Genomic DNA, 13,989 nt, shown 5'->3' on the forward strand with positions numbered 1-13,989 from the left:
CTCGGCCCACCGAAAACGGCGACGCCGCCCGGGCGATGCGTCCTACTCGGCCAGCCACGCGGCGTACGCGTCGAACGTGTACGGGCGACCCAGGAAGTCCGCGACGAGGTCGGCGGCGTCCTTGCTGCCACCGGGCGCCAGCACCCGGTCGCGGTAACGCGCGGCCACGTGCGGTTCGAAGAGATCCTCGGCGTGGAACGCGCTGAACATGTCCTTGGCGATGACCAACGACCACATGTAGGTGTAGTAACCGGAGCTGTACCCGTCCAGGTGCCCGAACGCGCACTGAAAGTGGGTGTGCTCAATGTACGGGAAGACCGAATACCGCTGCTGCGCCTCGCGTACGGCGGTCGTCAGATCCTCGGGTCTGTGCTGGTGGATACCGACCGAGAGCGCCGCGTAGAACATCTGCGTCCGTGCGAGATATCCCTTGCCGAAGTCGTCGGCTGTGCGCATCCGGCGCACCAGAGCCTCGGGGATGACGGCGCCGTCGGCATCGACCGCGAACTCGGCGAGGACGGTGGGATCCCAGGCCCACTCCTCCAGCATCTGGCTCGGTGCCTCGACGAAGTCCCACTCCGTGGCGACACCCGTGAACTCCACCCAGTCCTGAGCCCCGCCCACGATGTGGTGGATGAGGTGGCCGAACTCGTGGAAGAAGGTCGTGACCTCGGAGTGCTCCATCAGCCCGCGGCTGAAGTTGCACACCAGCACGCCCTCGGGCAGCTGTCGGCCGCGGACGCCTTCGACCAGGGTGAACTGCGCGGCGTGCTTGTACTTGCCCTCCCGCGGGTGCAGGTCCAGGTAGATGCGCCCGATCCGGGTGCCGTCGCGCAGCACGTCGTACGCCGCGACGTCCGGTGACCAGACCGGCGCGTCGGGCACGGGCCCCCAGGTCAGCCCGAACAGCCGACCGGTCACCGCGAGCAGCCCTTGCAGGACGGCGTCGAAGCGGAAGAAAGTGCGCAGGAGCTGCGCATCGACGTCGAAGCGCTCCTTGCGCACCAGCTCGCTGTAGTACGGCAGGTCGTAGCCGTAGATGTCCTGCGCGTCGGGGTCGTCCTGGCGCAGCCGGTCCAGCACGATCTGCTTGTCGCGCTGCGCCGCGTCGGTGGAGGCGGCCACGATCTTGTCGATGAACTCGTTGATCGCCGACCCGGTGCGGATCATCTTGGTCTCAGCCGTGAAGTCGGCCCAGTCCTTGTAACCGAGCAGCCCGGCGTGCTCGGCGCGCAGCGTCAGAAGACGCTGCAGCACCTCGTCGTTCGCGGGCCAGGCGATGTTGAGCCGTTCGAGGCTGATCGCACGTCGGGTGGCCGGCACCGAGCAGAACGTGCCCACCGGGACCGAGTCCGGGTAGTCGGTGCTGACGGTGATCAGGCCGTCGTCGTCCGGCTCGTGCGAGCTGAGCCAGTCGGCCGGCATGCCGGCCAGATCCTCGGGACGCACCCGGATGGACCGCGCGCCCTCGCGCATGTTGCGCCCGAACTCCTGGCTCGCGCGCAGCTCGAGCTGGGCCAGCTCACGCAGCCGGGCCCGGGTCGTCTCGTCGCGGTCGACGCCGGAACGGCGGAAGTCGCGCAGCTGCCGTCCCAGCAGGCGCGCAGCCGTCGGGTCCAGTCCCTCGCTCGACAGCGCGTCGAAGATCTCGAAGAGCTCACCGTCCAGGCCGAGGTCGGTGGCGAACTCATCGACCTGCTGCATCGTCACGTCGGCCGCCTCGCGGACGTCCTTCTCGGGGTTGGTCTCGGAGTAGACCGCCGCGCTCGCCCGGGCGTTGGAGACCTCGATCTCGACGTCGTTCCACGCCCGCAGGACCGCGAGCGCATCGGACGGCGGGTCGGCCTTGAGCGAGCGCACCATCTCGCGGGCGCGCTCCAGGCTCCCGCGCGAGCGGTCGCCGAGCCAGGTCATCGTGTCGTCGGGAGCGGGCAGCTCGAGCGCGCTCGCGGTGCTGTCGGTGGTCTGCGTCGTCACCGCGTCAATCTAAACCCCGGTACCGAGGACGGGGCTGGCAGTGCGGGCAGCTGAAGGAGGACCGGTTCATGAACGACTCCCGCACGATGAGCGTGCCGCACCGGCGGCACGGCCGCCCCTCGCGCCCGTACGCCTCCAAGGACCGCTCGAAGTAGCCGCTCGCGCCGTTCACGTTCACGTACAGCGCGTCGAAGCTGGTGCCCCCGTGGCCGAGCGCGGCGGTCATCACCGCGGCTGCCTCGTCGAGGACGCTGCGCAGCGTCGCGAGCGGCAGCCGGTCGGTCGCGCGTTCACCGTGCAGCTTCGCGCGCCACAGGGCCTCGTCCGCGTAGATGTTGCCGATGCCCGAGACCAGCGACTGATCCAGCAGCGCACGTTTGATCTGGGTACGCCGACGCCGCATCGCCCGCACGACCGCCTCCTGCTCGAACGCCGCTTCGAGCGGGTCGGGTGCGATGTGGGTGATCACCGACGGTACGAGCCGGGGTGCGTCCTCCAGGGTCGCGCCCACCTCGTCCGGCACCAGATCGATCAGCTGCAGACCCCCGAAGGTGCGCTGGTCGACGAAACGCAGCTGCAGCCCGTCGTCCAGGTCGAAGATCGCGTGGGCGTGCTTCTCGCGTGGCGCGTCGGGCGGCTCGACCAGCATCTGGCCGCTCATCCCGAGGTGGACGACCAGTGCCTGGTCGCCGTCCAGGCGCAACCACAGGTATTTACCTCGCCGCGATGCCTCGTGGACGCCCAGGCCGGTCAGCCGGGCCGCCAGATCGACCGGCCCCGCGATGTGCCGGCGTGCGACGCGCGCCCCATGCACCTGCACGGAGAGGAAGCGACGGCCGACGACGTGGTCGGCCAACCCCCGGCGGACCACCTCGACCTCAGGCAGTTCAGGCACCGGTGCCCGTGCGCTCCTTCAGCCGGCGCCACGCCTGCTCGGCGGCCAGCTGCTCCGCGGACTTCTTGTTGCGCCCGATGCCGGTGCCGACCGGCTCGCCGACGACCAGCACCGTGGCCGTGAAGACCTTGTCGTGGTCGGGTCCCTGCTCCTGCACCGTGTAGTGGGGAGAGCCGAGCCCGGCGGCGGACGCGACCTCCTGCAGGGAGGTCTTCCAGTCCAGGCCGGCGCCGAGCTCGGCGCTCGCGTCGATACGGCCGTCCATCAGGTCGTGGATCAGCCGAGCCGCCGCGGCGACCCCGCCGCACAGATAGACGGTGCCGATGACCGACTCCATCGTGTCGGCCAGGATGGAGTCCTTGTCCCGGCCACCGCTGGAGAGCTCCCCCTTGCCCAGCAGCACGAACGAACCGAGGTCGATCTCACGCGCCACTGCCGCCAAGGCACGCGAATTCACCACTGCCGCACGGAATTTCGCCAACTGCCCCTCGGGCAGGTCGGGGTGTGCGTGGTAGAGGTGATCGGTCACCACGAGCCCGAGGATCGCGTCCCCGAGGAACTCCTGGCGTTCGTTGTGCGGAACACCGCCGTTCTCGTAGGAGTACGAGCGGTGCACCAGCCCACGCTGCAGCAGCTCCTCGTCGACGGCGGCCCCGGTCTTGTCGTGCAGGATCCGGGCCAACTCCGTGACGGGCCGCTGCACTGCGTCGTGCCGCGCGGACCGCCTGGAACTGCTCACAACGTGGGTAGAGCTCAGGCCTGGTGCTCGGCGCGGACGGCGTCGGGGTACTGACGACCGTTGTAGCTACCGCAGGACGGGCAGGCCAGGTGCGGCTGCTTCAGCTCGTTGCAGACCGGGCAGCTGGACACCGCGACGGGCGTCGCCTTCCAGTTCGCGCGCCGTGAACGGGTGTTGGAGCGGGACATCTTCCGCTTCGGGACAGCCACGTCAGTTCCTTTTCTCGTCGGTGTCGGCGGGTGCTCCGGCCAGTCCGGCCAGGGCTGCCCACCGTGGGTCTTGCACTTCATGGTGATGCGTCGGGTCGTCTGCGAGGAGCGCTCCGCATTCGGAGCACAACCCCGGGCAGTCGGCCCGGCATACCGGTTGGAACGGCAGTGCAGGCACCACCGCGTCACGCAGCACGGGATCCAGATCGAGCAGGTCGCCGTCCAGTTCGTGCCGGTCGTCGTCGTCATCGCCCACCTCGTCTGCGTGGACGACCCGGTCGGTGTAGGCGAAGAGTTCCTGGAAGCTGACGTCCACGGGGACGAGCACTTCTTCCAGGCACCGTACGCATGCGCCGACCGCCTGCGCCGTCACCGACCCGGACACCAGCACCCCCTCCATGACGGATTCCAGGCGCAGGTCCAGGTGGACCGGCGCACCGGCGGGTACGCGGATGACCTCGGTGCCGAGATCGTCCGGTGCCTCGATCGTGCGGGAGAACGACGCCATCGCGCCGGGTCGCCGCCCGAGCTCCCGGGTGTCGAGGACCAGGGGTGAGCGTGGATCAAGGTGCATGGTGTCGTTGTCTCACGAATGATCGAGAAGGGTCGGTCCCGTCACAGGCGACAAGACCAATCGAGAACGATACCGGCTCGATGCCGCCTGGCCCAAAACGATTCACTGCGACCGGTCGCGCAGCCGCTCCAGCAACGGCCCGAGCACCGGGGGCGGCACCATCGCCGAGACGTCCGCGCCGTGGGCGGCGATGAGTCGGATCAGCGAGCTGGAGTAGTGAGCCATCGCCGGGTCGCCGGGCAGGAACGCCGTCTCCACACCTGTCATCTCGCGGTTCATCTGCGCCATCGGGAGCTCGTACCCGTAGTCGGCCTGGTCGCGCAGCCCCTTCACGAGCACGCCGGCCTCCAGCTCCGCGCACACGTCGACGACCAGCCGGTCGCCGTACGCCGCGGCACGCACCCCGGGAAGGTGCGCCGTGGACGCCTCGATCAGTGCGACCCGTTCGGCGGGCTCGAACGTGCCCTGCTTGGCGGGGTTGAAGAGCACGGCGACGACGACCTCGTCGTAGAGGGCGCTCGCCCTGGTCACGATGTCGAGGTGGCCCGCGGTGAACGGATCGTAGGAACCGGGGCACACGCAACGTCGCGGATCGGCGGGCATGACGGCAGGCTAGAGCACCGGGGGTTCGTCGGTGTCCGCGTCGTCCGGCGCGTATTCGGCGTACCAGACGGTGGTCTCGCCGTAGGCCCGCGACTCCAGCGAGCGCAGCCCGTCCGGCCAGTGGGGTTCGGGCGACCGGCTCGCCCGCTCCAGGACGACGACGGCCTCGACCTGCAGCCACCCGCCGGCGACCAGCGCCTGGAGCACCCTGCCGATCTCCTCGTCGGGCACGGCGTACGGCGGGTCGATCAGCACCAGGTGCATGGCGTGCGGCGCCGGGCCGGCCAGTGTCTGGGCGACCGGGGTCTGGCGCACCTGCGCGTCCAGTCCGAGCTCGGCGACGTTGCGGCGGATGACGTCGGCGGCTCGACGGTCGGACTCCACCAGCAGCGCGGACCGGGCGCCCCGCGAGACGGCCTCCAGGCCGAGGGCACCCGAGCCGGCGTAGAGGTCGAGGACCTGGGCGTCGGCGACGGCGCCGAGATGCGCCAGCCGGCCGAAGAGTGCTTCGCGGACCCGGTCGCTGGTCGGCCGGGTGCCGTCGCCGGGCGGCGTCGTGATCCGGCGGCCGCGCGCGGACCCGGCGACGATGCGCGGCATCAGCCGCGCTCCAGGAAGGCGGCCTGCACGTCGTCCAGGCGGGTGGTGACCAGCTGGGCGAGCCCCGGGTGCTCCGCCAGGGTGGGGTCGCTGGCGACCAGGTCGGCGGCGTCGGCGCGGGCCAGGTCGATCAGCTCGACGTCCTTGGGGTGGGCCAGCCGCAACAGCCGAAGGCCGGAGCGGTGGCCGCTCTGCCGGGCGCCGAGGATGTCGCCCTCCGAGCGCAGGCTGAGGTCCAGCTCGGCGAGCGCGAACCCGTCGGTGGTCGCGGCGACGGCGGTCAACCGCTCGACCGTCTCCTCGTTGTCGGTCCCTGTAACGAGGAGGCACAGACCGCCCGCGCTGCCCCGCCCGACCCGCCCGCGCAGCTGGTGCAGCTGGGAGATGCCGAACCGGTCGGCGTCCATCACGACCATGGCCGTCGCGTTCGGGACGTCGACCCCCACCTCGATCACCGTGGTGCTCACCAGCACGTCGATCTCCCCGCGCCCGAAGGTCTGCATCACGGCCTCCTTCTCGTCGGCGGGCAACCGGCCGTGCAGCAGTTCGATCCGGAGCCCGGCGAGGGCGGACTCGGCACGCAGGTCCTCGAGCATCTGGTGGACGCCGATCGCCTCCGGTCGCTGGGGAGCCGACCCCTCGTCGACGGTCTCGGACGGGTCGGCGTCGAGCAGCTCGCCGAGATCACTGTCCTCGCCGGCCTGCCCGGGCGACCGATCGTCATCACCGATCCGCGCGCACACGACGTACGCCTGGTGTCCCTGTGCGACCTCCTCGCCGAGCCGCTGCCAGGTGCGCTGCAACCACGCGGGATTCGCCGCCGGCACCACGTGCGACACGATCGGCGCGCGGCCCCGTGGCAGCTCTCGCAGCACGGAGGTGTCCATGTCGCCGAAGACCGTCATCGCCACCGTGCGCGGGATTGGTGTCGCGGTCATCACCAGCACGTGGGGACTGCGAGCAGCCTTGGCACGCAACGCATCCCGCTGCTCGACGCCGAAGCGGTGCTGCTCGTCCACGACCACCAGGCCGAGCTCGCCGAACATCACCGTGTCCTGGATCAGCGCGTGGGTGCCGATCACGATGCCGGCCTCCTGATTGAGGACCGCCTGCAGCGTCGCGGCGCGCTGGGCGCGGCTCATCGACCCGGTCAGCAGGGCCACCCGGGTGCCGTACTCCGCGCCGCCGAGCATCCCGCCCTGCGCCAGGTCGCCGAGCATCGCGGTGATGGAGCGGTGGTGCTGCTGGGCCAGCACCTCGGTCGGTGCGAGCAGCGCGGCCTGCGCACCCGCATCGACCGTGGCCAGCATCGCCCGCAGCGCCACGATGGTCTTGCCGGAGCCGACCTCGCCCTGCAGCAGGCGGTGCATCGGCGTCGTACGCGCCATGTCGGCGGCGATCTGCTCGCCCACCTCGCGCTGCCCGGCGGTCAACTCGAACGGCAGCCGCTCGTCGAACGCGGACAGCAGGCCGCCGGAGCGCGAGGGACGCGCCGTGGCCTGCAGGGCGTCGTACTCGACCCGCCGCTGAGCGAGCACGGTCTGCACGACCAGCGCCTCGTCGTAGCGCAGCCGCCGTCGCCCGCGTCCCGCCTCGCCGAGGGTGCGCGGCAGGTGGATCGCGCGGTAGGCCGCCACCTGGTCGGCGAGGTCGTGCCGGGCCAGGATCTGCGGTGGCACCGGGTCCGGGGATCCGTCGAGCTGGTCCAGCACCAGCCGGTAGGAACGGGTCAACTGCATGTCCGTGACGCCCTTGATGGCCCGGTAGAGCGGCACCAGTCCCCCGGCGTAGATCTGCTCCTCGCCACCGGCGTCCAGCAGCGAGTAGTCGGGGTGGGTGAGCTGCACGCTCGCGCCGTAGGTGCCGAGCTGGCCGCGGAAGACCCCGCGTACCCCGGGCTGCAGCCGTTGCTCATGGCCGTACTTGCTGAAGAAGACCAGCTCGGCCTGCGCGCCGTCGGCGTCCTCGATGCGCACCTGCAGCATCTCGCCGCGACGCTGGCGCATCCGCCGGGTGGTTGAGGCAACGACCGTCGCGATCAGCACGGCCTGCTCCCCCATCGCGAACTCCGACAGGTGGCCGGAGGTGGTCGCGTCGATGTAGCGGCGCGGCAGGAAGTCCAGGAAGTCGCCCACGGTGCGCAGGTCGCGCTCCTTCGCGAGCTTCTTCGCCGCGTCGCCGAGCACGTCGACGAGCTTGGTGCGCCGATCGATCACTCGCACCCCACGTCGAGCACGACACCGGGGCGGCGTCCCGCGAACGAGGTGACCTCCAGCTCCGGCCGCGCGGCGGTCAGATGCTCGGTCAGCGCGTCCAAGAGGCCGTCGGGCGCGTGAGCGCCGGCGATCAGGGTGACCAGCTCGACGTCGTCGTCGACCGTCCGATCGAGCAGCGCACGGCACCGCGCCGGGATGTCGTCCCCCGCGCCATCGGATCCGTCGAGCGTGTGAGTGGTCACGGCGTCCGCCGCGTCGTCGCAGTCGCGCCGCAGCGCCGCCGGATCGTCCTGGCCCGCGCGGACCGCGAGCGCGGCGAGCACCTGGGCGGGGTGCTGGCAGTGACAGACCGACGATCCCGGCGACCCCGAGATCGCGCGTTCAGCGAGGGACCGGAGCGCGGGAGTATCGGCCAGCAGCAGCCGGTCGCCGATGCCGGCGAGCGCGTCGCCCAGGGCGCCCTCATCCGGCGCGATCAGCACCTGGGCGCCCGGATCGGCGTCGTGCACCAGATCGGCGAGGCCGGGTGATGCCAGCACGGCCACCACGGGCGAGGCGACCCGCTGCGGCGGGCGCGCGTTCTCGAGCTGGTCGGCGAATCGGGTCACCTGGAACCTGCTGGGCCGCCCGGCGGACGCGGCCGCGTTCAGTCCGGCACCCAGGTCGTCGAGGTGGGCGTGCACGCTCCACACGTCCGGCCCACCCGCGACCACGACACTGTCGCCGAGGCCCTCCAGGACGCCTGCGAGCCGGTCGATCCGCTCGTCGTCGGTGTCGTGCACCACGAAGACGAGCTCGTACGCCGGCCCGTCTCCACCATGCCGCCCGCTGTCCCCCGCCGGGCAGGGTCGCTCAGGTGGGGCGAGCCAGTCCGGCGTGCCGCCGCCGAGGACGGTGCCCGGAGCGCGACGAACGACGTGTTGCAGGGAACGCAGCACGAGCCAGTAGCCGACCCCGCCGGCATCGACCACTCCCGCCTCGCGCAGCACCGGCAGCTGCTCGCGGGTACGGCCGACCGCATCCTCCGCGGCCGCCACCACCGCATCGACCAACTCGACCAGCGGCAGATCGCGGGCACCGTCGGCAGCGGCGGCTGCTGCGTCCGCGACGGACAGCATGGTGCCCTCCACCGGCGCACGAACCCCGCCGCGCGCCCGCCGCGCCGCCTCCCGCAGGACGTCGGCCACGTCGGGCGCGCGCAGTGGTGCGCCGTCCAGCGCGATCACCACGTCCGCCAGGCCGCGCACGAGCTGACTGAGGATGACGCCGGAGTTGCCGCGGGCGGACAGCACCGTGGACCGGGCGAGCACCCGCACCGAGGTCAGCAGGTCCGGCGGCGCCTCGGAGGCCAGGCCGTCGACCGCGAGCTCCATCGTGACGCTCATGTTGGTGCCGGTGTCCCGGTCGGGGACGGGGAAGACGTTCAGCAAGTTGATGGCGTCGGCGTGCTCGGACAGGACGACGCGGGCGGTGATGACCCACCGGCGCAACGCCTGCACATCGAGCGCTTCGAGCGGCATACGGTCGCTGTGTCCTTCGGGTCGTCGGGGCGTTGCGCAGACTGCCCGGCAGGCTAGCAATTTGGGATGTGTCGCGCGGCTCGGCTACGATCCTGTGGTTTGCGGACCGCTTGCGACGGTGCATCCGATGCCCTGTGCGCGGCCCGCGATCGACCTTCGTACTTCAATTCTCGAGACACCAGTAGGAGACACCGTGGCTGCCACGTGCGACGTCTGCGGCAAGGGACCCGGCTTCGGCCACAGCATTTCCCACTCACACCGTCGGACCAAGCGTCGCTGGAACCCCAACATCCAGCGCGTGCGGACCATGGTCGGCGAGGCCGGTAAGACCCCGAAGCGCATCAACGTGTGCACCTCCTGCCTCAAGGCCGGCAAGGTCACCCGCTGAACCCAGCGCAACTGCAGCTGAACCGGTCCTTCGGGGCCGGTTTTTCTGTGTCTATCGGCTGATCAGCCGCCGAGCCAGCGTCGTACGGCGGCGACCCGTTCCGATGTCCGCCCGTCGTCCAGGTGGTCCCACACCAACAGCGCCCAGTCCCAGGTGCCGTCGCTCCAGCGGGCGGTGACCTGGGACCAGCCCAGGTCACACCACTCATCGGACCGCGGACGGCGGGCGAGCAACCCGTCGACCCCGCCCGACAGCGACGCCTGGAACTCGCCGTCGTCCGCCGACCCATGCAAGAACATCGACACGGGCTTCCCACGGACCTCGAGTGGAGCAGGCGTGACATTGGTCTCGAACCACCGCTGGCCTTCGGCCGCGAGACGCTCATACTCAGCCTTCCCTTCAACGCCCGGGTCGGCTCGGGTCACGACCGGACCGTCCCAGACGAACGTGTCGTCGGCCACCGGCTCGTCGAGGCGAAAATCGGTCCACCGGGACACCGAGAAGTCACCGAACCGCTGGTCCAGCACGAGTCCGGTCTCGGCGTCGACGACGACCTGCATGTCGTACGGCTTGTGGGGCGGCGACGCGAACCGGAAGCTCCACGCGTCCCGCCCCAGACACTGCACCTGCTCGATGGGCCCGATAGGGGTCCCGAAGTCGAAGAGCTCGACGTCCTCGTGGCTGCGCCGGCACGCGAGCTCGCTGCCGTCGCCGTACCACTGCTCGCCGGTGTACGGCGACGCCACCATCCCGGTGTCATCCCACCGTTCCCACGTGGTCACACCATCGCTGACCAGCCACGGATCTCCTCGCGTACCCGAGAGCCGGATGCGTGACCCGTCCCGCACGACGTCCGTGTACGCCGGCGACTCGCCGCGCTCCTCCCGCACGATGCGACCCTGCACCGACACCGGACACGCCGGCCCGTCGACCATCAACGGTTCCAACCGCTGCCAGACCCGCTGATCCTGCGCCGTCAGCGGCAGCACCGGCGCCTTGTCCTCGGCGGTCGGGTCCACCGGCAGGCGGTGGCCGGCCCACGCCATCACCAGTCGCACCGCGTCCGGTGCGGCGTCCTCGTCCTCATCAGCCCAGCCCCGCACAGCGCGTTCCGTGAGCGCGTCGGCATCGGCCGCGAAGGCCAGCTCGGCGCACACCTCGCACAACGACGAGCTGGCGAAAGCGACGTGCACCTCCGGCAGCCTGGGCATCTCCATCTCCCGGTCGGGCACGCCCATGCACACGACGCACGGCTGGGACGGCCGCCTGTCCGACACCCACGGGTCCGCCACGAGCCACCTCTTCTTCTCAGGAACGATCATCGGCACGGGCCAGCAGTCGCGCCTCCGCGTCGGGGCTCATCCCGGGTGCAGGCCGGTTCGGCCGCAGCGGGGGGTCGCCCACATCGTGCACCCACGCCCAGGTGTCCTCGACGGTCCGCGCGGCCGGACGGCAGGTCAGCCCGGCGGTGTACGCCGCGGACACGTCGGCGGCGTGCAGGCCGGCCGACTCCCCGGACGGTGGCAGCCAGATCGGCAGCTCGGTCCACGGCTGGACGCCGGCGGCGTCGACATCCTCAGGGGTGACCCAGACCAGCTCGGCCCGCGCCCCGGTGATGGCGCGGCACAGGTCGAGCAGCTCGCCGATGGTGGTATGACCCGGCTGGCTCACCGCGTTGTACGCGCCGGTCACGCCGCTCGCGCTCGCATCAATCAGCCATTCCGCGAGATCGCGGGCGTCGATGTACTGCAACGGACGGTCCCGCGGGCCGGGACACGGCACCGGTCCCCCGGCAGCCATCCGGCGCAGCCACCACGGCAGCCGCCCGACGTCCTCGCGCGGCCCGAGGATCAGCCCGGCGCGCGCGATCAGCGCCGGGCCGTCGAAGTCGCGCTGCACGGCGAGCTCACCGCCCCGCTTGGCTGCGGCGTAGTCGTCCGAATCAGCGCCGTCCGGGTCCGCGTCGACGACCGGCGCACTCTCGTCGGCGTCCACCGGGATGGGCCATGCATACACGGAGCGCGAGGAGACGTACGCGTAGTGCCCCGCCCGCCCGGACAGAAGCCGTGCGCTGTCCCGGACCACACGCGGCGACCCCGACCAGGTATCGACGACGAGGTCCCAGCTGTCGTCCCCTAGGGCGGCGGCAAGCGCGGCCGGGTCGGTGCGATCCGCGTGGCGGGCCGTCACTCCGGGCGGCGGCGACCCGCTCTCGCCCCGGGTCAGGGTCGTGACGTCGTGACCTCGGGCCAGGGCGGCCGCGACGACCGCATGACCGACGAAGTGGGTGCCGCCGAGGACGAGCGTGCGGGTCATCGCGCTGCTCCCGTCGACCGGCTCTGCAACCAGCTCAGAACGTCGGGCGTGACCGGATGGGCGATGTCGGCGTACTGATCGCTGTGCTTGTCCAGGTATGCCGCCACGAGCGGGCAGACCGGCACCACCCGTCTGCCGCTCGTCCTGATGTGCTCGAGAAGCTGCGCCACCAGCATCGTGCCGAGGCCACGGCCGCCGTACTCCTGCGCCACCTCCGTGTGGAAGACGACCCGCTGGCCACCACGATCGGCGTACGCGCTGAATCCCGCGAGTGTGCCGTCGTCGAAGACCTCGTAGCGGTGTCGCTCGGGGTGGTCCGAGACGGTGACAGTGGGCATCGGGCCCGCCTCGGGTGCGGGGTTACGGCGGGGTCGCAGCACCGCGTTGGGCAGCCGTGGCGCCGCCAGGTGCTGGACCTCGCCGGTGTAGCCCTGGACCTGGCCGAAGCGCATCGAGCCGGCCTCCCACTGCTCCCGGTAGCGGACGATCTCCTCATGGGTGCGGCCGACGAAGTTCCACCACATCAGGACCTCCTCGCCGAACGGTGTGCCGCCCAGCAGGATCAGGCGCGCGGGTCCGTCACCGGTGTTGGTCACGACGATCGTGTCGGCGCCGGTGCCCACATAGGCGAGTTGCGCTCGTAGGACTCGGGTTTCACCGACCAGGACTTCGCCGGTGTCGATGAGCAGGCCGTGCTCGAAGTCGGTCCGGACGCGGATGTCGAGGTGCGCACCCGGGTCCAGGGTGAGTTCGGCGCCCAGCAGCGGTGTGAAGGTGTGCACGGGCGACCGGCTGCCGAGCAGGTCGCCCAGAAAGACCCGTGCACGGGCACCCGGCAGGCGCACCTCGGGCGGCACGTAGTGCTCGAACGCGGGGTCGGTGTCGCGGTCGGCGTCGGGCAGCGCCACCCACAGCTGCACCCCCTGCAGGATGGTGGTCCTGGCTGTCGACACCTCGGTGTGTGCGATGCCGACGCCGGCGGTCATCAGGTTCAGCTCGCCCGGACGCACCATCGCGTGTGAGCCGAGGGTGTCCCGATGCTCGACCTCGCCGCTGAAGAGCCAGCTCACCGTCTGCAGACCGGTGTGCGGATGCGGCGGCACGTCCATCCCGCCGGTCGTCGAGACGTCGTCCGGGCCGTAGTGGTCGGCGAAGCACCAGGCCCCGATGAGCGAGCGCTGCCGCTGGGGCAACGTACGGCGCACCGTCATGGCCCGCGGGCCGCCGAGCGGCACCTCGCGCGACTGCAGGATCTCCACCGCGAGGCGGCCGTCGACAGCAGCAGGAGCCGGCTCCGCGTGGCAGTCGACCTCTTGCGGCCGCTGGTCGGTGTTGCTCATCGCTCGCAGATTACGCCGGGCTTGGTCGCTCGCCGCCCGCGCGGCTAGGTGACCGAACGGCCGGCGAAGGCCGCGAGCGTACCGTAGGTGTCGGCGTCCTGCGGTGCCGGTTTCTCCGGCCCGAACACCTCACCGCGGGAGTCGTCGGTCAGATTGCCCCGCATGAACTCCAGACCGGATTCGGCCACTGCCGGGTCGAGATCGGATGTCGACCGGCCGAGGGCGGTCGCGAGATCCCAGGTGTGCACGGCGTACTCGCCGCTCGCCATTCCGACCGGTGCCGGGGTGCCTTCGCTCCAGGCGTCGCGCAGCTCGTCGGCCGCGGAGTCGAAGGCCGCGACCCTGTCCGGTCCGGACTCGGGCTTCGCCGACCAGTCGACCTCCTCGCCGCGCGCCATCGCGGTGAATCGCGCGGTGTTGCCGGTCACGTGGTCGACGAGCTCGCCGACCGACCAGTCCTCGCACGGTGTCTGTGCCTGCCAGTCGTCGACGGAGCCGACCAGCTCCGCGAACTGAGTGAGGGCGGTGTCGATCAACGGCTCGGTGCCAGCGTGTCCACTCATGCCCCGGCACGCTACTCGCGGGGCCGGACAGCCGCTCACGAACGGCGAG

General features: G+C 71.1%; 14 protein-coding genes. 1 reads left to right on the top strand and 13 read right to left on the bottom strand.

The annotated features are described in order from the left end of the window. Positions 1 to 42 precede the first annotated feature (42 nt). The 9 genes from LVQ62_RS15720 to LVQ62_RS15760 all read right to left on the bottom strand — a co-directional run bounded on the left by LVQ62_RS15720 (position 43) and on the right by LVQ62_RS15760 (position 9,333). The gene (locus LVQ62_RS15720; RefSeq protein ID WP_233763021.1) at positions 43 to 1,977 is read right to left on the bottom strand and encodes a M3 family metallopeptidase; all 1,935 of its coding nucleotides are present in this window, start codon (positions 1,975 to 1,977) and stop codon (positions 43 to 45) included. Between the two features lie 4 nt (positions 1,978 to 1,981). Beyond that, a complete protein-coding gene (gene mutM / locus LVQ62_RS15725; protein WP_233763023.1) occupies positions 1,982 to 2,872 on the bottom strand; it encodes a bifunctional DNA-formamidopyrimidine glycosylase/DNA-(apurinic or apyrimidinic site) lyase in 891 nt (296 codons plus the stop codon). Next, positions 2,865 to 3,611: a ribonuclease III gene (gene rnc, locus LVQ62_RS15730; protein ID WP_255696436.1), complete on the bottom strand. Its 747-nt coding sequence runs from the start codon at positions 3,609 to 3,611 to the stop codon at positions 2,865 to 2,867. The genes mutM and rnc overlap by 8 nt, the downstream gene beginning before the upstream one ends. A gap of 14 nt (positions 3,612 to 3,625) precedes the next feature. Next, positions 3,626 to 3,820, bottom strand: a complete 195-nt coding sequence (rpmF, locus tag LVQ62_RS15735; protein ID WP_179479694.1) for a 50S ribosomal protein L32 — start codon at positions 3,818 to 3,820, stop codon at positions 3,626 to 3,628. Between the two features lies 1 nt (position 3,821). Continuing rightward, positions 3,822 to 4,394 carry a DUF177 domain-containing protein gene (locus tag LVQ62_RS15740; RefSeq protein ID WP_179479692.1) on the bottom strand — a complete coding sequence of 191 codons (573 nt, stop codon included), beginning with the start codon at positions 4,392 to 4,394 and terminating at the stop codon, positions 3,822 to 3,824. A gap of 102 nt (positions 4,395 to 4,496) precedes the next feature. Beyond that, positions 4,497 to 4,997, bottom strand: a complete 501-nt coding sequence (coaD, locus tag LVQ62_RS15745) for a pantetheine-phosphate adenylyltransferase (RefSeq protein WP_233763025.1) — start codon at positions 4,995 to 4,997, stop codon at positions 4,497 to 4,499. A 9-nt stretch (positions 4,998 to 5,006) separates the two neighbouring features. Beyond that, positions 5,007 to 5,597 carry a 16S rRNA (guanine(966)-N(2))-methyltransferase RsmD gene (rsmD, locus tag LVQ62_RS15750; RefSeq protein ID WP_233763026.1) on the bottom strand — a complete coding sequence of 197 codons (591 nt, stop codon included), beginning with the start codon at positions 5,595 to 5,597 and terminating at the stop codon, positions 5,007 to 5,009. Continuing rightward, positions 5,597 to 7,819 carry an ATP-dependent DNA helicase RecG gene (locus LVQ62_RS15755; RefSeq protein ID WP_370639639.1) on the bottom strand — a complete coding sequence of 741 codons (2,223 nt, stop codon included), beginning with the start codon at positions 7,817 to 7,819 and terminating at the stop codon, positions 5,597 to 5,599. The genes rsmD and LVQ62_RS15755 overlap by 1 nt, the downstream gene beginning before the upstream one ends. Then, positions 7,810 to 9,333, bottom strand: coding sequence for a DAK2 domain-containing protein (locus tag LVQ62_RS15760; RefSeq protein WP_233763028.1), 1,524 nt, complete (start codon positions 9,331 to 9,333; stop codon positions 7,810 to 7,812). Before LVQ62_RS15760 ends, LVQ62_RS15755 begins: the two co-directional genes overlap by 10 nt. A gap of 193 nt (positions 9,334 to 9,526) precedes the next feature. On the opposite strand from LVQ62_RS15760, the gene rpmB reads away from it, so the two are divergent. Then, entirely contained in the window at positions 9,527 to 9,721 is a 195-nt protein-coding gene (gene rpmB, locus LVQ62_RS15765; RefSeq protein WP_179479684.1) for a 50S ribosomal protein L28, read from the top strand. A gap of 62 nt (positions 9,722 to 9,783) precedes the next feature. Here the strand turns inward: rpmB and LVQ62_RS15770 are convergent, their stop codons facing one another. From LVQ62_RS15770 to LVQ62_RS15790, 4 genes are all read right to left on the bottom strand, one after another. After that, a complete protein-coding gene (locus LVQ62_RS15770) occupies positions 9,784 to 10,932 on the bottom strand; it encodes a hypothetical protein (RefSeq protein WP_233763030.1) in 1,149 nt (382 codons plus the stop codon). Positions 10,933 to 11,029: 97 nt separating this feature from the next. Beyond that, positions 11,030 to 12,037 (bottom strand): NAD-dependent epimerase/dehydratase family protein, encoded by a 1,008-nt coding sequence (locus tag LVQ62_RS15775; protein ID WP_233763031.1) that lies wholly within the window; start codon positions 12,035 to 12,037, stop codon positions 11,030 to 11,032. Next, positions 12,034 to 13,377 carry a bifunctional pirin family protein/GNAT family N-acetyltransferase gene (locus tag LVQ62_RS15785; RefSeq protein ID WP_370639640.1) on the bottom strand — a complete coding sequence of 448 codons (1,344 nt, stop codon included), beginning with the start codon at positions 13,375 to 13,377 and terminating at the stop codon, positions 12,034 to 12,036. The genes LVQ62_RS15775 and LVQ62_RS15785 overlap by 4 nt, the downstream gene beginning before the upstream one ends. Before the next feature lie 44 nt (positions 13,378 to 13,421). Beyond that, complete coding sequence (locus LVQ62_RS15790) at positions 13,422 to 13,940, bottom strand: TIGR03086 family metal-binding protein (protein WP_233763033.1); 519 nt, start codon at positions 13,938 to 13,940, stop codon at positions 13,422 to 13,424. Between the last annotated feature and the right edge of the window lie 49 nt (positions 13,941 to 13,989).

Origin of the sequence: Allobranchiibius sp. GilTou73 (assembly GCF_021391335.1) — a bacterium.
In the GTDB taxonomy this organism is placed as follows: domain Bacteria; phylum Actinomycetota; class Actinomycetes; order Actinomycetales; family Dermatophilaceae; genus Allobranchiibius; species Allobranchiibius huperziae.

What these genes read in the sequence shown, in the direction of transcription:
- rsmD (WP_233763026.1), bottom strand. Translation starts at nt 5,597, where the DNA reads ATGCCGCGCATCGTCGCCGGGTCCGCGCGCGGCCGCCGGATCACGACG.
- LVQ62_RS15770 (WP_233763030.1), bottom strand. Translation starts at nt 10,932, where the DNA reads ATGCCCAGGCTGCCGGAGGTGCACGTCGCTTTCGCCAGCTCGTCGTTG.
- LVQ62_RS15760 (WP_233763028.1), bottom strand. Translation starts at nt 9,333, where the DNA reads ATGCCGCTCGAAGCGCTCGATGTGCAGGCGTTGCGCCGGTGGGTCATC.
- LVQ62_RS15785 (WP_370639640.1), bottom strand. Translation starts at nt 13,377, where the DNA reads ATGAGCAACACCGACCAGCGGCCGCAAGAGGTCGACTGCCACGCGGAG.
- LVQ62_RS15790 (WP_233763033.1), bottom strand. Translation starts at nt 13,940, where the DNA reads ATGAGTGGACACGCTGGCACCGAGCCGTTGATCGACACCGCCCTCACT.
- coaD (WP_233763025.1), bottom strand. Translation starts at nt 4,997, where the DNA reads ATGCCCGCCGATCCGCGACGTTGCGTGTGCCCCGGTTCCTACGATCCG.
- LVQ62_RS15740 (WP_179479692.1), bottom strand. Translation starts at nt 4,394, where the DNA reads ATGCACCTTGATCCACGCTCACCCCTGGTCCTCGACACCCGGGAGCTC.
- LVQ62_RS15775 (WP_233763031.1), bottom strand. Translation starts at nt 12,037, where the DNA reads ATGACCCGCACGCTCGTCCTCGGCGGCACCCACTTCGTCGGTCATGCG.